The sequence below is a fragment of the Pseudomonas sp. AOB-7 genome (genome assembly GCF_003696305.1).
GTDB lineage: Bacteria > Pseudomonadota > Gammaproteobacteria > Pseudomonadales > Pseudomonadaceae > Aquipseudomonas.
This window is the reverse complement of record NZ_RFFK01000018.1, coordinates 1-19647: the sequence shown is the minus strand read 5'-3', so window position 1 is coordinate 19647 and position 19647 is coordinate 1. Positions and strand designations below refer to the sequence as shown.

Sequence of the window (19647 nt, the reverse complement as noted above, 5' to 3'; positions counted from 1 at the left end):
TCTGGCGTCGGCGACAACGGCCCCTGGGAAAAGAAAATCCCCGCAGCGAGCGGTCGCTGCGGGGATTTCTTTGTCGAGCCGGGGCGAATCAGAGACCGTTCTTGGCCTTGAACTCGCGACGACGGCGGTGCAGCACCGGCTCGGTGTAGCCGTTGGGCTGCTTGGTGCCTTCGATCACCAGCTCCAGCGCGGCCTGGAAGGCGACGTTGTTGTCGAAGTCCGGGGCCAGCGGGCGGTACAGCGGGTCGCTGGCGTTCTGCCGGTCGACCACCGGCGCCATGCGCTTGAGGCTTTCGATCACCTGGGCTTCGCTGACGATGCCGTGGCGCAGCCAGTTGGCCAGCAGCTGGCTGGAGATGCGCAGGGTGGCGCGGTCTTCCATCAGGCCGACGTCGTTGATGTCCGGCACCTTGGAGCAGCCGACGCCCTGGTCGATCCAGCGCACCACGTAGCCGAGGATGCCCTGCGAGTTGTTGTCCAGCTCGTTGAGGATTTCTTCTGCTGACCAGCTGGTGTCCTTGGCCAGCGGGATGGTCAGGATGTCGTCCACCGACGCCGGAGTGCGCTTGGCCAGCTCGGCCTGACGGGCGAACACGTCGACCTTGTGGTAGTGCAGGGCGTGCAGGGTGGCGGCGGTCGGCGAGGGGACCCAGGCGGTGTTGGCGCCGGACAGCGGGTGGGCGATCTTCTGCTCGAGCATGGCGGCCATCAGATCGGGCATGGCCCACATGCCCTTGCCGATCTGCGCGCGGCCCTGCAGGCCGGTGGCCAGGCCGACGTCGACGTTGTTGTTCTCGTAGGCGCCGATCCAGGTCTCGCTCTTCATGGCGGCCTTGCGCACCACGGCGCCGGCTTCCATGGAGGTGTGGATCTCGTCACCGGTGCGGTCGAGGAAGCCGGTGTTGATAAATACCACGCGTTCCGAAGCCGCTTTGATACAGGCTTTCAGGTTGACGGTGGTGCGGCGCTCTTCGTCCATGATGCCGACCTTGAGGGTGTTGCGGGCCAGGCCCAGCACATCCTCGACGCGGGCGAAGATTTCGCTGGCGAAGGCGACTTCTTCCGGGCCGTGCATCTTCGGCTTGACGATGTACACGCTGCCGGTGCGGGTGTTCTTGCGCGTGGTGTTGCCGATCAGGTTGTGCACCGCGATCAGGCTGGTGAACAGCGCGTCCTGGATGCCTTCGGGAATCTCGTTGCCTTCGGCGTCGAGGATGGCCGGGTTGGTCATCAGGTGGCCGACGTTGCGCACGAACAGCAGCGAGCGGCCATGCAGGGTCAGTTCCGAGCCGTCGACCTTGGTGTAGACGCGATCCGGGTTCATGGTGCGGGTGAAGGTCTGGCCGCCCTTGGCGACTTGCTCGGCCAGGTCGCCTTTCATCAGGCCCAGCCAGTTCTTGTAGACCACCACCTTGTCGTCGGCATCGACGGCGGCGACCGAGTCTTCGCAGTCCATGATGGTGGTCAGCGCGGCTTCCATCAGCACGTCTTTCACGCCGGCGGCGTCGGTGCTGCCGATGGGGCTGGCGGCGTCGATCTGGATCTCGAAGTGCAGGCCGTTGTGCTTGAGCAGCACGGCGACCGGCGCACTGGCCTCGCCCTGGAAGCCGATCAGTTGCGCGTCGTCGCGCAGACCGCTGTTGCTGCCGCCCTTGAGCGAAACTACCAGCTTGCCGTCAACGATCTTGTAGCCGGTGGAGTCGACATGGGAGCCGGCGGCCAGCGGCGCGGCCTCGTCGAGGAAGGCGCGGGCGAAGGCGATGACCTTGTCGCCGCGCACCTTGTTGTAGCCCTTGCCCTTCTCGGCGCCGCCTTCTTCGCTGATCACGTCGGTGCCGTAGAGGGCGTCGTACAGCGAGCCCCAGCGGGCGTTGGAGGCGTTCAGGGCGAAGCGCGCGTTCATCACCGGTACCACCAGCTGCGGGCCGGCCAGGCGGGCGATCTCTTCGTCGACGTTGGCGGTGGTGGCCTGGAAGTCTTCCGGCTCCGGCAACAGATAGCCGATTTCCTGGAGGAAGGCCTTGTAGGCAGCGGCGTCATGGGCCTGACCCTGGCGCGCCTGGTGCCAGGCATCGATCTGCGCCTGCAGTTCGTCGCGTTTGGCCAGCAGGGCACGGTTCTTCGGTGCCAGGTCCTTGATGACCGCGGCGGCACCGGCCCAGAACTGGTCGGCAGCGATGCCGGTACCGGGGATGGCTTCGTTGTTCACGAAGTCGTACAGGACTTTGGCGACCTGCAGGCCACCGACTTGAACGCGTTCAGTCATCACTTGCCTCACTCTCTCTGAGCTCTACTCAATAGCCGCTTCGGGCACCTCTAAAAACTACCTGCGTTGCCATCGCTGCGTTAGAAACAGGCTCAGAAGGCTCATTTACACCAAGTAAACTCCGCTTCTTCGCCCGTTCGATTCGCTGGCGCTCACCCTTCGGGCCAGCCTTCGGCTGTTACTCCCGTTGGTCGTTGCGCCTGGCGCTGGCTACCTCGCCTACGTTTTTAGAGGGGCTCGTCGGAGACGGGTTTGCCGTCTTGTAGTCCGAGGCGCGGCATACTACATCAAGATTCCGGGGAAATGCAGTGGGTGTGCGTCAGTCTGCGACCGGAAGGCTCTGCACGGTCACGTTGAATACTCTATGTATGCAAAAAAGTGCGCTATTGTTTCATAAAAATTGTAAAAACGTACACGATTAATTGCGCGAGCTACTGACAAGAGGGCGAATATGGCCTACGCCGCCTTCGCCTATACTGCGCTGATCCGTTCTGGAGCCTGCCATGCCGGTATCCGCCGCCGTTGCCGCCGACCTCGTCGACCTCACCCGCCTGTTCGCCGGCTACCTGGCCTTCTACCAGGTGCTGCGGGCCGAGACGGAGATTGCCGCCTTTCTCCGCCAGCGCCTGCAGCGCGGCGACTCGCAGCTGCTGATCGCCCGCGACGAGCGGGGCGCGGCCCAGGGCTTCGTCCAGCTCTATCCCTTCCACTCGTCCCTGGCGCTGGAACCGGCCTGGCTGCTCAGCGATCTCTATGTCGACGAGTCGGCTCGCCGCGCCGGCGTCGGCGCGGCGCTGATGAACGCCGCCCGTGCTCATGCCGAGGCCAGCGGCGCCTGCGGCCTGCAGCTGGAAACGGCGAAGACCAACCTGGCCGGGCAGCGCCTGTACGAGCGCCTGGGCTATGTGCGCGACGAGCAATTTCTCACCTACTGGCTGGCGCTGCGCGGCTGAGCCTTTCCAATCCTGTGAACGAGTGAGGTAGTACATGGATCATCTGGTACTGACGGTGATTGCCGAGGATCAACCGGGGCTGGTCGAGCGCCTCGCCGCCTGCGTCGCCGAACACGGCGGCAACTGGCTGGAAAGTCGCATGGCGCGCATGGCCGGGCAGTTCGCCGGCATCGTGCGGGTGGACGTGCCGGCCGAGGCGCACGGCGGTCTGATCAAGGCCCTGGAGGCGCTCGGTGCGCAGGGCATTCGTGTGCAACTGGCGGTCAGCGGCAGCGAGCCGGGCGGACGCTTCACCGCGATCCGCCTGGAGCTGGTGGGCAACGACCGCCCCGGTATCGTGCGCGACATCACCCGCTTGTTGGCCGAGCAGGGGGTCAACCTGGAAAGCCTGCTGACCGAAGTGGCGCCGGCGCCGATGAGCGGCGAGCTGCTGTTCACCGCCGAGGCGCTGCTGGCGGTGCCGGAGACGCTGCCGCTGGAGCAGTTGCAGGCGCGCCTGGAGACCCTGGCCGACGACCTGATGGTGGAGCTGAATCTGCGTCAGGAGGACTGAATATCCACGGCTGGCGTGGATCAGCCTGTGGATAAGCTGGGGAGCCCCGGCGCACCCACTAGTGCCCCGGGGCTTTTCTTTGCCTGGCTAAAAAATCAGCAGGATCAAAGGTTTGTGCGCAAATGCCGGGGGGAGCTGTGGCTGAGTCGGGGCCGAAAGGCGCCGCGCCAGGGCTGACGCAGCCTGGCGGCGGTTGGGTGTTTTCTGCTCAGCCGAGTGCGTGCGCTGTGCGCCCCCCCTTACACGCTCGGACGTTTGCGCAGGCTCAGCCAGATATCCAGGCTGTACACCGCCAACCCGGCCCAGATGCAAGCGAAGGCCAGCAGGGTGCTGGGGGCGAAATGCTCGTCGAACAGCAGGATCGCCTGCAGCAGCACCAGGGTCGGCGCGATGTACTGCAGAAAGCCCAGGGTGGTGTAGGGCAGGTGGCGCGCTGCGGCGTTGAAGCACACCAGCGGCACCAGGGTGATGGGCCCGGCGGCCGCCAGCCACAGCGCCTCGCTACTGGTCCAGAAGCTCGCCTGGCTGCTCGCCGCCGCCGGGTGCAGGGCCAGCCAGGCCAGCGCCACCGGCAGCAGTAGCCAGGTCTCCACCACCAGACCGGGCAGGGCGGCGACCGGCGCCTGTTTGCGGATCAGCCCGTAGAAGCCGAAGGTCAGCGCCAGCACCAGCGACACCCAGGGCAGGCTGCCCAGCTGCCAGACCTGCTGCAGCACGCCGAGGGCGGCCAGGCCGACGGCCAGCCACTGCAGGCGGCGCAGGCGCTCGCCGAGAATCAGCAGGCCGAGCAGCACGTTGATCAGCGGGTTGATGTAGTAACCCAGGCTGGCCTCGATCATCCGCTCGTTGTTCACCGCCCAGACGTAGACCAGCCAGTTGGTGGCGATCAGCAGGCCGCAGCCGGCCAGCACCGCCAGGCGCTTGGGATGGTCGCGCAGCTCGCGCCACCAGCTCGGGTGTTTCCACACGAGCAGCAGCAGGCCGCCGAACAGTGCCGACCAGAGCACCCGGTGGACGATGATTTCCAGTGCCGGCACGCTCTGGATGGCCTTGAAGTAGAGCGGGAACAGGCCCCAGATGACGTAGGCGGTGAGGCCGAGGAGATACCCGCGTCGCGGGTTGGCGGTGGCCATGCGGAGTCCTTGCTTAGGCAGCTAACGGTAGCCGCGGAATTCTAGTCCCCGGCCCCCGGGCTTGTCTGTTCGTTCAGTTTTTCTTCATGGCCGCGTGCCGGGAAAGTCGTAAGGCAAAGTTTACGCGGCGCGGGCAACTGTATCGGTCTGGGCCGGCTTGCCGGCGATCATTGCAAGGTTCATCCGGGCTACGTCTCAGAACAGCCGCAGCGGCTCCTCGTCCAGCGCCGCCAGTTGCTCGCGCAAGGAGAGGATCTGGTCGCCCCAGTAGCGCTCGCCGGCGAACCAGGGGAAGGCCAGGGGGAAGGCCGGGTCGTCCCAGCGTCGGGCGATCCAGGCGCTGTGGTGCATCAGGCGCAGCGCGCGCAGGCCCTCGATCAGCGGCAGCTCGCGGGCGTCGAAGTCGTGGAATTCCTGGTAGCCGTCCATCAGCTCGGCCAGTTGACCGAGGCGCTCGTGGCGCTCGCCGGCCAGCATCATCCACAGGTCCTGCACCGCCGGGCCCATGCGGCAGTCGTCGAGGTCAACGATGTGGAAGCTGTCGTCGCGGCACAGCAGGTTGCCGGGGTGGCAGTCGCCGTGCAGGCGGATCGGCTGGTAGCGCACGCGGGCGAACAGCTGATCGAGGCGCGCCAGCAGGTCGCGCGCCACCGACTCGTAGGCCGGCAGCAGGCTGCGCGGGACGAAGCCGCCGCCGAGCAGGGTGGCCAGCGAGGCGTGACCGAAATTGTCCACCGCCAGGGTTTCGCGGTGGGCGAAGGGGCGGCTGGCGCCGACCGCGTGCAGGCGGCCGAGCAACTGGCCGAGGCGGTACAGCTGATCCAGGTTGCCCGGCTCCGGCGCGCGCCCGCCGCGGCGCGGGAACAGGGCGAAGCGGAAACCGCCGTGCTCGAACAGGGTCTCGCCGTCACGCAGCAGCGGCGCCACCACCGGCACCTCGCATTCGGCCAGCTCGAAGCTGAAGCTGTGCTCCTCGCGGATCGCCGCATCGCTCCAGCGGTCGGGACGGTAGAACTTGGCGATCAGCGGCGCCTCGTCCTCGATGCCCACCTGATAGACGCGGTTCTCGTAGCTGTTGAGCGCCAGCACGCGGGCGTCGCTGAGGTAACCGAGGCTCTCCACGGCGTCGAGCACCAGGTCCGGGGTGAGGGTGGAGAAGGGATGGCTCATGACAGGCTCCGCGCGCTAGGGCGCACAGTGTAGCCCTTTGTCCCCGGCCAGCGGGGTCAGACCTGGGTGCCGAGCAATACCTGGCTGGCGGCGAACTGCGCGCGCACCGGGTCGCCGGCGCGCAGGCCCAGCTGCGCCAGGCGCGCGGGGTCGACCAGGGCGCACAGGGTCTGGCCGCTGGCCAGGCCGATGCGCACTTCGCTGGGGCCGTCGTCCGCCGCCAGGACCTGCTCGATCCAGCCGTCCAGGGCATTGCGTGCGGGATCGGGCGGCGCCGACAGCGGCTGCAGTTCCAGCCAGCCGGCCTTGATCAGCGCCACCACGCCGGCGCCGGCACTCAGTTCGAGTTTCTCGGTGCTGTCGCGCGTGATCTGCGCGCGGATCAGCGCGCCGCCCGGCAGTTCCAGTTCGACCAGATCGTTGCGTCCCTGTGCCTGGATCGCCCGCACCCGGCCGCTCAGCTGGTTGCGCGCGCTGGTGCGCAGCAGCAGGCGGCCGAGCAGCTGCAGGTCGGCGTCGTCCTCGGCAGCCTGCAGCAGCTGCGCCTGCAGTGCCTGCACCCGCCGATGCAGGGCCAGCAGGCGTGCGCCGGCCGGGGTCAGGCGCGCGCCGCCGCCGCCCTTGCCGCCGACGCTGCGGCTGACCAGCGGCTGTTCGGCGAGGTTGTTGAGTTCGTCGATGGCGTCCCAGGCGGCCTTGTAGCTGAGCCCGGCGGCCTTGGCGGCGCGGGTGATCGAGCCTTGTACGGCGATCTGCTCGAGCAGGGCCAGGCGTTGCGGGCGGCGGCTGAGCAGTTGGGCGAGGGGATCGGGCTGGGCCATGGGCTGCGGATGGCAAGGGCGATGGGCGGCACGTTGCGCGACTCTGACCGGCAAGTCAAGTCAGCGGTCGCCGGGGCGCGGCGTGCGCGCCAGGCAGTAGACGTCGACCCGCGCGGCGCCGGCGCGGCGCAGCAGGCGGGCGAGGATGCCGGCGGTGGCGCCGGTGGTGAGCACGTCGTCGACCAGTGCCAGGTGGCGCCCGGCGAGTTCGGCGCCGGCGTCGAGGGCGAAGGCCTGGCGCAGGTTGCGCTTGCGCGTGGCGGCGTCCAGGCCCTGCTGCGCCGGGGTGTCCAGGCGCCGTTGCAGCCAGTCGCCGTGCACCGGCAACTGCAGGCGGCGGCCGAGCCAGTCGGCGAGCATCTGCGCCTGGTTGAAACCGCGGCGACGCTGGCGCCGCCGCGCCAGGGGCACCGGCAGCAGCGCCTGCGGCCTGGGCAAACCTTCGTCGTAGGCGTGCTGCAGGTGTTCGGCCAGCAGCTCGGCGAGCAGCCGGCCGTGCGGCCACTGGCCCTGGTGCTTGAAGCGGGTGATCAGGTTGTCCACCGGAAAGGCATAGCGCCACGGCGCCTCCACCCGGGCGAAGCTCGGCGTCTGGCGCTGGCAGGCGCCGCAGATCAGGCCGGCCATCGGCAGCGGCACCGCGCACACCTGGCACTGCTCGCCGAGCCAGGGCAGCTCGGTCTCGCAGGCGCTGCAGATGGCGTGTCGGGGGTGGTCGGCGGGCTCGTCGCAGAGCTGGCAATGGCGGCGCGGTTGCAGCCAGGCGGGAAGCTTGAGGGGGAGCAGGGGCATGACGGCTCGTCCGTGAGCGAAAGCCCTGAGCCTAGTCGGCGCTCAGCGGATCAGCCAGCCCATCAGCACCAGGCCCAGCAGCAACCAGATCACCCCGGCGAAGATGGCTTTGCGCAGCAGCGCGCGCACGCCCTTGTAGAGAAACAGCAGGCCGAGGATCAGCAGGACGAGGCTGAAGATCGACACGTCCATGCCGATGGCCCGCGCCATGCCGCCGAGGAACGCATCGATGGCGTCGGCCACCGCGCCCAGGGCGCCGGAGAACAGATCGACGATAAAGCGGATGGCGCTGCCCAGGGTGTGGCCCAGCCAGTCGAAAAAGCCGGTTAGCTGCATGCAGAAGATTCCGATGACGCGATAGGGGTTTGGCCAGGTGCCAGTATGAAAGTCCGATTGATCAATAAATGATCAGTGGTCAACCTGTGCCTTGTTGGCGGTTGACAGCATCCAAAGGCCACTTATGATGCCCTAAGCCTGAACGTCCCGTCGCCCCGTGCGCGGGCCCCGACAACAGACGCCGCCTAGCGTCGAAGGAAGCTCCCGATGAGTGCAACCGCCGCCACCCCCACCCGCCACGACTGGTCGCTGGCCGAAGTCCGCGCGCTGTTCGAACAGCCGTTCAACGACCTGCTGTTCCAGGCGCAGACGGTGCACCGCGCGCACTTCGACGCCAACCGCGTGCAGGTCTCGACGCTGCTGTCGATCAAGACCGGCGCCTGCCCGGAAGACTGCAAGTACTGCCCGCAGTCCGGTCACTACAACACCGGCCTGGACAAGGAAAAGCTGATGGAGGTGGAGAAGGTGCTCAAGGCCGCCGCCGAGGCCAAGGCCATCGGCTCCACCCGTTTCTGCATGGGCGCGGCGTGGAAGCACCCGTCGGCCAAGGACATGCCCTACGTGCTGGAGATGGTCAAAGGCGTGAAGAAGCTCGGCCTGGAAACCTGCATGACCCTGGGCAAGCTGGATCAGGAGCAGACCCAGGCGCTGGCCGAGGCGGGGCTGGACTACTACAACCACAACCTCGATACCTCGCCGGAGTTCTACGGCAACATCATCACCACCCGCACCTACGGCGAGCGTCTGCAGACCCTGGCCTACGTGCGCGAGGCGGGGATGAAGATCTGCTCCGGCGGCATCCTCGGCATGGGCGAGTCGGTGGACGACCGCGCCGGCCTGTTGATCCAGCTGGCCAACCTGCCGGAGCACCCGGAGAGCGTGCCGATCAACATGCTGGTCAAGGTCAAGGGCACGCCGCTGGCCGAGGAGAAGGACGTCGACCCGTTCGATTTCATCCGCACCCTGGCCGTGGCGCGGATCATGATGCCGAAATCCCACGTGCGCCTGTCCGCCGGCCGCGAGCAGATGAACGAGCAGATGCAGGCCCTGGCCTTTATGGCTGGCGCCAACTCGATCTTCTACGGCGAGAAGCTGCTGACCACCGCCAACCCCCAGGCGGACAAGGACATGGCCCTGTTCAAGCGCCTCGGCATCAAGCCGGAGGAGCGCGAGGAGCATGCCGACGAGGTGCACCAGGCCGCCATCGAGCAGGCCCTGGTCGAGCAGCGCGATTCCAAGCTGTTCTATAACGCCGCGGTCTGAAGTCAGGCGGTGGATGAGCTTCGCGTCATCCACCCTACGTAGTCCTTCTGTAGGGTGGATAACCCGCTTGCGGTTATCCACCAGGTCTTGCCATGAGCTTCGATCTTGCCACTCGCCTCGCCGAGCGCCGCGCCGCCAACCTCTATCGCCAACGCCCGCTGCTTGAATCACCGCAGGGGCCGCTGGTGCAGGTCGATGGCCGCGAGCTGCTGGCCTTCTGCTCCAACGATTACCTGGGCCTGGCCAATCACCCCGAGGTGATCGCGGCCATGCGCGCCGGCGCCGAGAAGTGGGGCGTCGGCGGCGGCGCCTCGCACCTGGTGATCGGCCACAGCACGCCGCACCACCAACTGGAAGAGGCGCTGGCCGAGTTCACCGGGCGGCCGCGCGCGCTGCTGTTCTCCACCGGCTATATGGCCAACCTGGCGGTGGTCACCGCGCTGGTCGGGCAGGGCGACAGCGTGCTGCAGGACCGCCTCAACCACGCCTCGCTGCTGGATGCCGGCCTGCTGTCCGGGGCGCGCTTCTCGCGCTACCTGCACAACGATGCGGTGAGCCTGGCCAATCGCCTGCGCAAGGCCAGCGGCAACTGCCTGGTGGTCAGCGACGGCGTGTTCAGCATGGACGGCGACCTCGCCGATCTGCCCGCGCTGTGCGCCGAAGCCCGCGCCAGGGACGCCTGGGTGATGGTCGACGACGCCCATGGCTTCGGTCCGCTGGGCGCCACCGGCGGCGGCATAGTCGAACACTTCGGCCTGGGCCCGGACGACGTGCAGGTGCTGGTCGGCACCCTGGGCAAGGCGTTCGGCACCGCCGGGGCCTTCGTCGCCGGCAGCGAGGAACTGATCGAGACCCTGATCCAGTTCGCCCGCCCCTATATCTACACCACCAGCCAGCCGCCGGCGGTGGCCTGCGCCACCCTGAAGAGCCTGGAGTTGCTGCGCAGCGAAGGCTGGCGCCGCGAGCACCTGAACCAGTTGATCGCGCGCTTTCGTGCCGGCGCCGCCGAGATCGGCCTGAGCCTGATGGACAGCCCGACGCCGATCCAACCGATCCTGGTCGGCGACAGTGCCCGTGCCCTCAAGCTTTCGGCACTGCTCAAGGAGCGCGGCCTGCTGGTCGGCGCCATCCGCCCGCCCACCGTGCCGGTCGGCGGCGCGCGGCTGCGGGTGACCCTGTCCGCGGCGCACAGCGAGGAGCAGGTGGAGCTGCTGCTGGAGGCGCTGGCCGAATGCTGGCCGCAGGTGCAAGAGCATGACTGAACGACTGATCCTGCTGCCCGGCTGGGGCCTGGACAGCACCCTGTTGCAGCCGTTGGCCGAGGCGCTGGGCGACCAGCTGCGGGTTGAATGGTGCGAACTGCCGGCGCTGACCTCGGCGGCAGTGGACGATTGGCTCGATGAGCTGGACGCGCGCCTGCCGCAAGACTGCTGGCTGGCCGGCTGGTCGCTCGGCGGCATGCTCGCCACCGCGCTGGCGGCGCGCCGCGGCGCGCGCTGCCGGGGGCTGATCGGCCTGGCCGCCAATGCCTGCTTCGTCGCTCGTGAGGACTGGCCGAGCGCCATGCCGGTCGAGACCTTCGCCGCGTTCGAGGCCGGCTGCGCGCAGGACGCCGGTGCCACCCTCAAGCGTTTCGCCATGCTCTGCGCCCAGGGCGCAAGCGACGCCCGCGGCCTGGCGCGCCGCCTGCAGGCGGCGTTGACCGAGGCGGCTGGCGCGCAATTGCTGGCCGGGCTTCGGGTGCTGGCGAGCCTGGACAATCGCGCGGCGCTGGCCGCCTTCACCGGGCCGCAGTTGCACCTGCTGGCCGAGCAGGACGCCCTGGTACCGGCCGCGGCCGGCGCAGCGCTGCTGGCCCTGCTGCCGGCCGGCGAGGTGGATGTGCTGGAAGGCTGCGGCCATGCCTTCGTGCTGGAACAGCCACAGGCCCTGGCGGCGCTGCTGCTCGAGTTTATCCGCGAGGCCAGTGATGGCGAGTCGTAGGGTGCTGGCTTTCTTCCGCGGGGGCCGACCATGAGCGAGCATGCCCAGCCCGGCGGTCTGCCGGACAAGCGCCAGGTCGCGGCCTCCTTCTCCCGTGCGGCGGACAGCTACGATGCGGTGGCCGAGCTGCAGCGCAGCGTCGGCGCGCAGCTGCTCGAGCGCCTGCCCGCCTCGCTGCAGCCGGCGCGCTGGCTGGACCTGGGCTGCGGCACCGGGCATTTCACCCGCGCCCTGGGCGCGCGCTTCCCCCTGAGCGAGGGCCTGGCCGTGGATATCGCCGAGGGCATGCTGCGCCACGCCCGGCCGCTGGGTGGCGCCGCGCATTTCGTCGCCGGCGATGCCGAGGCGCTGCCGCTGCAGGCCGGCAGTGTCGACCTGCTGTTCTCCAGCCTGGCGCTGCAGTGGTGCGCCGATTTCCCGCAGGTGCTCCGCGAGGCGGCGCGGGTGCTGCGCCCCGGCGGCGTGCTGGCCTTTTCCAGCCTGTGCGTGGGCACCCTGCAGGAGCTGCAGGGCAGCTGGCAGGCGGTGGACGGCTTCGTCCACGTCAACCGCTTTCGCCGCTTCGAGGACTACCAGCGCCTGTGCGCCGCCGGCGAGCTGCAGCTGCTGAGCCTGCAGCGCCAGGCCGAGGTGCTGCATTTCCCCGACCTGCGCAGCCTGACCGCCTCGCTCAAGGACCTCGGTGCGCACAACCTCAACCCGGGGCGGCCGGGCGGGCTGACCGGGCGCGCGCGGATTCGCGCGCTGATCGAGGCCTACGAGGGCTTCCGTCAGGCCGAGGGGCTGCCGGCCACCTACCAGGTGGTCTACGGCGTGCTGCAGAAGCCGTTGAGCGTGGATCGAATGGAGCATCCGCAGTGACCCACGCCTACTTCGTCACCGGAACGGATACCCGGCTCGGCATGAGAAGCCGGCAAGACCACTTCGGCAGAGGGTTCGACTGATGACTCAAGCCTACTTCGTTACCGGAACGGACACGGAAATCGGCAAGACCACCATCGCCGCCGGCTTGCTGCATGCCGCTCGCCGGCGCGGACTGAGCACCGCGGCGGCCAAGCCGGTGGCCTCCGGTTGCGCCATGACCGCAGACGGCCTGCGCAACGACGATGCCCTGGCCCTGCTCGGCGAATGCTCGCTGGCGCTGCGCTACGAGGAGGTCAATCCGCTGGCCTTCGCCCCGGCCATCGCCCCGCACCTGGCGGCGCGCGAGGCCGGGGTGCAGCTGGATGTGGCCAGCCTGCTCGGCCCGGTGCGCGCGATTCTGGCCAAGGGCGCCGATTTTTCCCTGGTGGAAGGCGCCGGTGGCTGGCGCGTGCCGCTGGCCGGCGACGAGAACCTCTCCGATCTGGCCGTGGCCCTGGGCCTGCCGGTGATCCTGGTGGTCGGCGTGCGCCTGGGCTGCATCAACCACGCCGTGCTCAGCATGGAGGCCATCGAGCGCGACGGCCTGCGCCTGGCCGGCTGGGTGGCCAATGTGGTCGATGCGCAGACCTCGCGCCTGGAGGAAAACCTCGCCACCCTCGCCGAACGCCTGGCGGCGCCCTGCCTGGGGCGCGTGCCGCGTCTGGCCCAGGCAAGCCCGGCGGCGGTGGCGGCGCATCTGGATCTCGACCGGCTGGTTCAGCGGTAATAAGCAGTTACCCGACCATAGCCTTTTGCCTGTACGTTTTTTAGGCAGTTTCTGCTTCAATACCGGCCATTAGGTTCTAATCGCGCCGGGAGCTGCCGATGGAAATCTCCGCCAACGCATTCAACTCGGGTCTGAGCGGCATTAAGGCCGGGCAGCGCCGTGTCGAACAGGCAGCCAGCGAGATCGCCAGCAACGCCGTCAGCCAGCCGCCGCAAGGCAGCCAGACCCCGCCGCAGAATCAGGTCAATCCGGCGCCGCAAGCCGCCGAACAGACTCGCCCTGACCTGGCGCAAAGCCTGGTCGCCCTGCGCGTCGGCGAGAACGAGGTGCGCGCCAGTGCGCGCGTCGTGGAAACCGCCGACGAGGTGCTTGGCACCCTGATCGATACGCGTGTCTAAGTAGTTCCACCCCGGCCGCGGATGCGGCTAACTGCGGGGTAGGAGTGAGCATATGCAGATCGGCAGCAGCCTGCCGTCGTTCGTCCCCTCGCCGCCCGTCGCGCCGACCCGGCCACTCTCGGCCGCAGTTTCCCCCGATATCGCTCGCGCCGATCAGCCGCCTGCCGCCCCGACGCAGGAGGCGCAGGCCGATTCCTCCGCTTCCGGGCGTGAGGCGGCGGATCGCTCGGCCGAGCGCGATGGCCGTGGCGACGGCGAGCCCAGTGCGCAGCAGCAACGTCTCGAACGACTGGAAATCGCCGAGCTGAGCCAGCGCGACCGCGAAGTGCGCGCCCACGAGCAGGCCCATGCCGCGGTGGGCGGGCAGTACGCCGGGGCGCCCAGTTACAGCTTCAAGCGCGGCCCGGACGGCCAGCGCTACGCCGTTTCCGGCGAAGTCAGCATCGACACCGCCCCCGTGCCCAATGATCCCGAAGCCACCCTGCGCAAGATGGAGGTGGTCCTGCGTGCCGCGCTGGCGCCGGTCGAGCCGTCCGCGCAGGACCTGCGCGTCGCCGCCCAGGCCCAGGCGCAGGCGGCTCAGGCTCGGGTGGAACTGGCCGAGCTGCGCCGCGCGGAGGCCGTCGCCGCGGCCGAGGCGCGCCAGGCCGAGCGGGACGCCGAGGAAGGCGACGAAGAAGACCGCGCCGCGCAGCAGCCCTTGCCGCCAGCGCCTAGTCTTGAGCTGTATCGGCGCCTGGGCGAATGGCCGGCGCCGGATTCGCGCATCGATCTGCTCGCCTAGCCGGGCGATTGGCAGCGCTTGACAAGGGGGTGGCGTAAACGTATGTTTCAAACGCCTGTTTGATTGCTGGACCGCGAATGCGTGGCCCAGCAGCCGGGAGTGATCCCGAAAGCGACCGACAAGCCGGTCACCCCAACTACTAGGAATCCACCGCAGAGGTTTACCGCTATGCCTGATTACAAGGCCCCCTTGCGTGATATTCGTTTCGTCCGTGACGAACTGCTGGGCTACGAAGCGCACTATCAGAGCCTGCCTGGCTGCCAGGACGCCACTCCGGACATGGTCGACGCCATCCTCGAAGAAGGCGCCAAGTTCTGCGAGCAGGTGCTGTCGCCGCTGAACCGTGTGGGTGACATCGAGGGCTGCACCTGGAGCGAATCCGGCGTGAAGACCCCGACCGGCTTCAAAGAGGCCTATCAGCAGTTCGTCGAAGGCGGCTGGCCGAGCCTGGCGCACGACGTCGAGCACGGCGGCCAGGGCCTGCCGGAATCCCTCGGCCTGGCCATCAGCGAGATGGTCGGTTCGGCCAACTGGTCCTGGGGCATGTACCCGGGCCTGTCCCACGGTGCGATGAACACCCTGAGCGCCCACGGCACCGACGAGCAGAAGCACACCTACCTGACCAAGCTGGTGTCCGGCGAGTGGACCGGCACCATGTGCCTGACCGAGCCGCATTGCGGCACCGACCTGGGCATGCTGCGCACCAAGGCCGAACCGCAGGCCGACGGCAGCTACAAGGTCTCCGGCACCAAGATCTTCATCTCCGCTGGCGAGCACGACATGGCCGACAACATCGTCCATATCGTCCTGGCCCGCCTGCCCGATGCGCCGGCCGGTACCAAGGGTATCTCGCTGTTCATCGTGCCGAAGTTCCTGCCCTCGGCCGACGGCGGCGTCGGTGAGCGCAACGCGGTGTCCTGTGGCTCGATCGAGCACAAGATGGGCATCCACGGCAACGCCACCTGCGTGATGAACTTCGACGGCGCCACCGGCTTCCTGATCGGCCCGGCCAACAAGGGCCTGAACTGCATGTTCACCTTCATGAACACCGCTCGCCTGGGGACCGCGCTGCAAGGCCTGGCCCACGCCGAAGTCGGCTTCCAGGGTGGCATCAAGTACGCCCGCGAGCGTCTGCAGATGCGTTCGCTGACCGGCCCGAAAGCGCCGGAAAAAGCCGCCGATCCGATCATCGTGCACCCGGACGTGCGCCGCATGCTGCTGACCATGAAGGCCTTCGCCGAAGGCAACCGCGCCATGGTCTACTTCACCGCCAAGCAGGTCGACATCGTTCAGCACAGCCAGAACGAAGAAGAGAAGAAAGCCGCCGACGAACTGCTGGCTTTCCTCACCCCGATCGCCAAGGCCTTCATGACCGAAGTGGGCTTCGAGTCCGCCTCCCACGGCATGCAGATCTACGGTGGCCACGGCTTCATCAGCGAGTGGGGCATGGAGCAGAACCTGCGCGACTGCCGCATCTCGATGATGTACGAAGGCACCACCGGCGTGCAGGCCCTCGACCTGCTGGGTCGCAAGATCCTCATGACCCAGGGCGGCGCGCTGAAGAACTTCACCAAGATCGTGCACAAGTTCTGCCAGGCCAACGAGGCCAACGATGCCGTCAAGGAGTTCGTCGAGCCGCTGGCCAAGCTGAACAAGGAGTGGGGCGACATCACCATGAAGGTCGGCATGGCGGCGATGAAGGACCGCGAGGAAGTCGGGGCCGCTTCGGTGGACTACCTGATGTACTCCGGCTACGCCTGCCTGGCCTACTTCTGGGCCGACATGGCGCGCCTGGCGGCCGAGAAACTGGCGGCCGGCAGCGGCGACGAGGCCTTCTACAAGGCCAAGCTGCAGACCGCACGCTTCTACTACGCGCGCATCCTGCCGCGTACCCGCATGCACGTCGAAGCCATGCTGTCCGGCGCCAGCAACCTGATGGACATGGACGAAGAGCACTTCGCCCTGGGCTTCTAAGCCTGCCATCCGCTGGTCGAAGAACGCCGCCCCTCGGGGCGGCGTTTTTTTATGCCGGTGCGCTGGCGATAACGGAATGTCGCAACCCGTCGCTGTTTTCGCCGCAGCAAGCAGGCAAAATGCCGTCATCTCCGTGATGGACGTTGCCGCGATGCGTCTCGCCAGCCTGCGCCTCAGCCATTTCCTGTCTTCGCTGCCGTTGCTGCTCGGCGGGCTGCTGGCGGCGCGTTTGCCGGTGCTGAGCGAGTTCTTCGTCTCGCTGTTCAATGTACTGCCGACCCTGTTGCTGCTGCTCGGCGGCGCCTTCTGCCTGGGCTACGGCCGTCAGCGCGAGCTGTTCCTGCTGCTGGTGCTGTACCTCGCCTATTTCCTGCTCGACATCCAGGTCGACCATTTCCGCGCCGGCGGCCAGGTGCGCGAGGATGCGGCCCTGGTGTTCCACCTGGTCTGCCTGCTGTTGCCGCTGTTCTATGCCCTCTACGGGTGTTGGGAGGAGCGCTCGCACCTGGCCCAGGACCTGCTCGCCCGCGGCGCCGTGCTGCTGGCGCTGGGGGGGCTGGCGCTGGGCCTGGCGCGGCGCTATCCGCAGGGGCTGGCCGAGTGGCTGGCGGCGATCCACTGGCCGAGCCTGCACGGCGCCTGGATGAGCCTGGCGCAACTGGCCTATCCGCTGTTTCTGCTGGCCTTCGTCGCCTTGCTGCTGCAGTACCTGCGGCAGCCGCGGCCGTTGCACGCGGCGCAGCTGTGCGGCCTGCTCGGCGTGCTGTGGATGCTGCCGCAGGTGTTCATCCTGCCCCACGCGCTGCAGGTGATGAGCAGCCTGGCGATGCTCATGCTGGTCGCCGCGGTGGCCCACGAGGCCTACCAGATGGCCTTTCGCGACGAACTCACCGGGCTGCCGGGGCGGCGCGCGCTGAACGAACGCCTGCAGCGGCTGGGTCGCGACTACGTGATCGCCATGGTCGACGTCGATCACTTCAAGAACTTCAACGACACTCACGGCCACGACGTCGGCGACCAGGTGCTGCGCCTGGTCGCCAGCCAGCTGCGCAAGGTCGGGGGCGGCGGCAAGGCCTACCGTTACGGCGGCGAGGAATTCACCCTGCTGTTTCCCGGCAAGAGCCTCGAGCAGTGCCAGCCCCATCTGGAGGCGGTGCGCCTGGCCATCGAGCACTACCGCATGCAGCTTCGCGACAAGCAGAGTCGTCCGCGCAGCGACCAGCAGGGCAAGCAGCGCCGCGGCGGCAAGGGCGCGAGCGAGGTGTCGGTGACCGTCAGCATGGGCGTGGCCGCGCGCCAGGCCGAGCAGCGCAGCCCGCAGGCGGTGATCAAGGCGGCGGACAAGGCGCTGTACAGCGCCAAGGCCGCCGGGCGCAACTGCATCCGCAGCGCCGGCCAGCGCCGCGGCGCGGTGAAACTGGCCGGCGAAGCCGACTGAGGCCGCTTATGGCCGCGCATTCAGCCGGCCAACTGTCGTTGTTGCCGGCCGCCGTGCGGCAGTAGCGTGGGGCGACCTGACCGCTGCCCGACTGGAGAACCGCCATGCCCGAGTACAAGGCCCCGCTGCGCGATATGCGCTTTCTGATCGACGACGTCTTCGCCTTTCCCGCCCACTACGCCGCACTCGGCGCCAGCGAGGCGAGCCCCGACATGCTCGGCGCCATCCTCGAGGAGGGCGCCAAGTTCTGCGAGCAGGTGCTGGCGCCGCTCAACCGCAGCGGCGACGAGGAGGGCTGCCGCTTCGACGCAGGCCAGGTGAGCACGCCCAAGGGCTTCAAGGAGGCCTTCGCCCAGTACGCCGAGGGCGGCTGGATGGGCCTGGCGGCCGACCCGGCCTACGGCGGCCAGGGCCTGCCGCAGTCGCTGGGGCTGATCGTCAGCGAGATGGTCGCCTCGGCGAATCAGTCCTGGGCCATGTACCCGGGCCTGACCCACGGCGCCATGTCGGCGATCCATGCCCATGGCAGCGAGGCGCAGAAGCAGACTTACCTGAGCCGCATGAGCGAAGGCCGCTGGACCGGCACCATGTGCCTGACCGAGGCGCACTGCGGCACCGACCTGGGCCTGATCAAGACCCGCGCCGTGCCCCAGGCCGACGGCAGCTACCGGATCAGCGGCAGCAAGATCTTCATCTCCGCCGGCGAGCACGACATGAGCGAGAACATCGTCCATCTGGTGCTGGCCAAGCTGCCCGACGCGCCGGCCGGCACCCGCGGCATCTCGCTGTTTATCGTGCCCAAGTTCCTGCCCGAGGCGGCAGGCGAGGCCGGCGCGCGCAACGCGGTGAGCTGCGGCGCCATCGAGCACAAGATGGGCATCAAGGCATCGGCCACCTGCGTGATCAACTTCGACGGCGCCAGCGGCTACCTGATCGGCGAGGCCAACAAGGGCCTGGCCTGCATGTTCACCATGATGAACCACGCGCGCCTGGGCACCGGCATGCAGGGCCTGTGTCTCGGCGAGGCGAGCTTCCAGGGCGCGCTGAAATACGCCAACGAACGCCTGCAGATGCGCGCGCTGAGCGGGCCGAAGGCGCCGGACAAGGCCGCCGACCCGATCATCGTGCACCCCGACGTGCGCCGCATGCTGCTGACCATGAAGGCCTTCAACGAGGGCAACCGCGCGCTGGCCTATTTCACCGCGCAACTGCTCGACGTGGCGCACCAGGCCGAAAGCGCCGAAGCGCGAGAGGAGGCGGAGAATCTGCTGGCCTTCCTCACCCCGATCTGCAAGGCCTTCATGACCGAGACCGGGCTGGAGGCGACCAACCTCGGCATGCAGGTGTTCGGCGGCCACGGCTATATCCGCGAATGGGGCATGGAGCAGCTGGTGCGCGACTGCCGCATCGCGCCGATCTACGAGGGCACCAACGGCATCCAGGCGCTGGACCTGCTCGGGCGCAAGGTGCTCGGCAGCCAGGGCAAGCTGCTGCGCGGCTTTACCAAGATCGTCCACAAGTTCTGCGAGGCTCAGGCCGGGCATCCGCAGCTCGGCGCGCAGGTGGCCCAGCTGGCCGCATTGAGCCAGCAATGGGGCGAGCTGACCCAGCAGGTCGGTATGGCGGCGATGAAGAATCCGGACGAGGTCGGCGCCGCCTCCGTCGACTACCTGATGTATTCGGGCTACCTGACCCTGGCCTATTTCTGGCTGCGCATGGCCGTGGTGGCCCAGGAGAAGCTGGCGGCTGGCGACGACGACGGCTTCCATCAGGCCAAGCTGGCCACCTGCGCCTTCTACTTCCAGCGCCTGCTGCCGCGGACCGAGGCGCACCGCCTGGCCCTGGCCGCCGGCAGCGCCTGCATGATGGAACTGCCGGCCGAACACTTCGCCTTCTGACCGGCGGTCGTGGTCACTGGAGCCCGCCTGTTGGCGGGCTTTTTCATATCAAGCGGATGCGAACTTTTAGTGAATAATTGGTCACAACACGACCCTATGTGTCTATAAAGTTGTTCCATTAAACTCGGAGTCCTCACGTAACTCCGTTTTCCGAGGATGTGCCATGGCCGATTACCAAGCCCCCCTGCGCGACATGCGCTTCGTGCTCAATGAAGTTTTCGAAGTCTCCAAGCTCTGGGCCGAGCTGCCGGCCCT

The 19647-nt window shown here is 68.0% G+C and carries 19 protein-coding genes; 13 read left to right on the top strand and 6 right to left on the bottom strand.

The window, feature by feature from the left end; all coding sequences use genetic code 11:
• Window positions 1-88: 88 nt before the first annotated feature.
• Window positions 89-2266 carry a malate synthase G gene (locus tag EA796_RS21385; RefSeq protein ID WP_122110084.1) on the bottom strand — a complete coding sequence of 726 codons (2178 nt, stop codon included), beginning with the start codon at window positions 2264-2266 and terminating at the stop codon, window positions 89-91.
• A 503-nt stretch (window positions 2267-2769) separates the two neighbouring features.
• Here EA796_RS21385 and EA796_RS21380 point away from each other — a divergent pair.
• Window positions 2770-3219: an N-acetyltransferase gene (locus tag EA796_RS21380; protein ID WP_122110083.1), complete on the top strand. Its 450-nt coding sequence runs from the start codon at window positions 2770-2772 to the stop codon at window positions 3217-3219.
• 34 nt (window positions 3220-3253) lie between these two features.
• The gene (locus EA796_RS21375; protein ID WP_021442080.1) at window positions 3254-3772 is read left to right on the top strand and encodes a glycine cleavage system protein R; all 519 of its coding nucleotides are present in this window, start codon (window positions 3254-3256) and stop codon (window positions 3770-3772) included.
• Window positions 3773-4011: 239 nt separating this feature from the next.
• Here EA796_RS21375 and rarD read toward each other — a convergent pair whose 3' ends face one another.
• From rarD to EA796_RS21350, 5 genes are all read right to left on the bottom strand, one after another.
• Window positions 4012-4905, bottom strand: coding sequence for an EamA family transporter RarD (gene rarD / locus EA796_RS21370; RefSeq protein ID WP_122110082.1), 894 nt, complete (start codon window positions 4903-4905; stop codon window positions 4012-4014).
• Window positions 4906-5100: 195 nt separating this feature from the next.
• The gene (locus tag EA796_RS21365; protein WP_122110081.1) at window positions 5101-6075 is read right to left on the bottom strand and encodes a serine/threonine protein kinase; all 975 of its coding nucleotides are present in this window, start codon (window positions 6073-6075) and stop codon (window positions 5101-5103) included.
• A 56-nt stretch (window positions 6076-6131) separates the two neighbouring features.
• Complete coding sequence (locus tag EA796_RS21360; RefSeq protein WP_122110080.1) at window positions 6132-6896, bottom strand: TOBE domain-containing protein; 765 nt, start codon at window positions 6894-6896, stop codon at window positions 6132-6134.
• A gap of 60 nt (window positions 6897-6956) precedes the next feature.
• The gene (locus EA796_RS21355) at window positions 6957-7688 is read right to left on the bottom strand and encodes a ComF family protein (protein WP_122110079.1); all 732 of its coding nucleotides are present in this window, start codon (window positions 7686-7688) and stop codon (window positions 6957-6959) included.
• A 42-nt stretch (window positions 7689-7730) separates the two neighbouring features.
• A complete protein-coding gene (locus tag EA796_RS21350) occupies window positions 7731-8024 on the bottom strand; it encodes a hypothetical protein (RefSeq protein WP_122110078.1) in 294 nt (97 codons plus the stop codon).
• Between the two features lie 207 nt (window positions 8025-8231).
• Here EA796_RS21350 and bioB point away from each other — a divergent pair, with 207 nt between their 5' ends.
• The 11 genes from bioB to EA796_RS21295 form a co-directional block, all read left to right on the top strand.
• Window positions 8232-9287, top strand: coding sequence for a biotin synthase BioB (gene bioB, locus EA796_RS21345; protein WP_021444586.1), 1056 nt, complete (start codon window positions 8232-8234; stop codon window positions 9285-9287).
• 92 nt (window positions 9288-9379) lie between these two features.
• Complete coding sequence (bioF, locus tag EA796_RS21340; RefSeq protein WP_122110077.1) at window positions 9380-10549, top strand: 8-amino-7-oxononanoate synthase; 1170 nt, start codon at window positions 9380-9382, stop codon at window positions 10547-10549.
• Window positions 10542-11270, top strand: a complete 729-nt coding sequence (locus EA796_RS21335; protein WP_122110076.1) for an alpha/beta fold hydrolase — start codon at window positions 10542-10544, stop codon at window positions 11268-11270. The genes bioF and EA796_RS21335 overlap by 8 nt, the downstream gene beginning before the upstream one ends.
• Window positions 11271-11300: 30 nt before the next feature.
• The gene (bioC, locus tag EA796_RS21330) at window positions 11301-12131 is read left to right on the top strand and encodes a malonyl-ACP O-methyltransferase BioC (protein ID WP_122110075.1); all 831 of its coding nucleotides are present in this window, start codon (window positions 11301-11303) and stop codon (window positions 12129-12131) included.
• An 82-nt stretch (window positions 12132-12213) separates the two neighbouring features.
• Window positions 12214-12900, top strand: coding sequence for a dethiobiotin synthase (gene bioD, locus EA796_RS21325; protein ID WP_021445031.1), 687 nt, complete (start codon window positions 12214-12216; stop codon window positions 12898-12900).
• Between the two features lie 98 nt (window positions 12901-12998).
• Window positions 12999-13298, top strand: coding sequence for a hypothetical protein (locus tag EA796_RS21320; protein WP_122110074.1), 300 nt, complete (start codon window positions 12999-13001; stop codon window positions 13296-13298).
• Between the two features lie 52 nt (window positions 13299-13350).
• On the top strand, window positions 13351-14082 hold the full coding sequence (locus tag EA796_RS21315) for a putative metalloprotease CJM1_0395 family protein (RefSeq protein ID WP_122110073.1): 732 nt from the start codon (window positions 13351-13353) through the stop codon (window positions 14080-14082).
• Window positions 14083-14250: 168 nt separating this feature from the next.
• Window positions 14251-16056: a phenylacyl-CoA dehydrogenase gene (locus tag EA796_RS21310; protein WP_122110072.1), complete on the top strand. Its 1806-nt coding sequence runs from the start codon at window positions 14251-14253 to the stop codon at window positions 16054-16056.
• 151 nt (window positions 16057-16207) lie between these two features.
• The gene (locus tag EA796_RS21305) at window positions 16208-17494 is read left to right on the top strand and encodes a GGDEF domain-containing protein (RefSeq protein ID WP_122110071.1); all 1287 of its coding nucleotides are present in this window, start codon (window positions 16208-16210) and stop codon (window positions 17492-17494) included.
• Window positions 17495-17598: 104 nt separating this feature from the next.
• Window positions 17599-19392, top strand: a complete 1794-nt coding sequence (locus EA796_RS21300) for an acyl-CoA dehydrogenase C-terminal domain-containing protein (protein WP_122110070.1) — start codon at window positions 17599-17601, stop codon at window positions 19390-19392.
• A gap of 163 nt (window positions 19393-19555) precedes the next feature.
• On the top strand, window positions 19556-19647 hold a 92-nt coding region (locus EA796_RS21295; protein WP_147459074.1), incomplete at its 3' end, for an acyl-CoA dehydrogenase N-terminal domain-containing protein.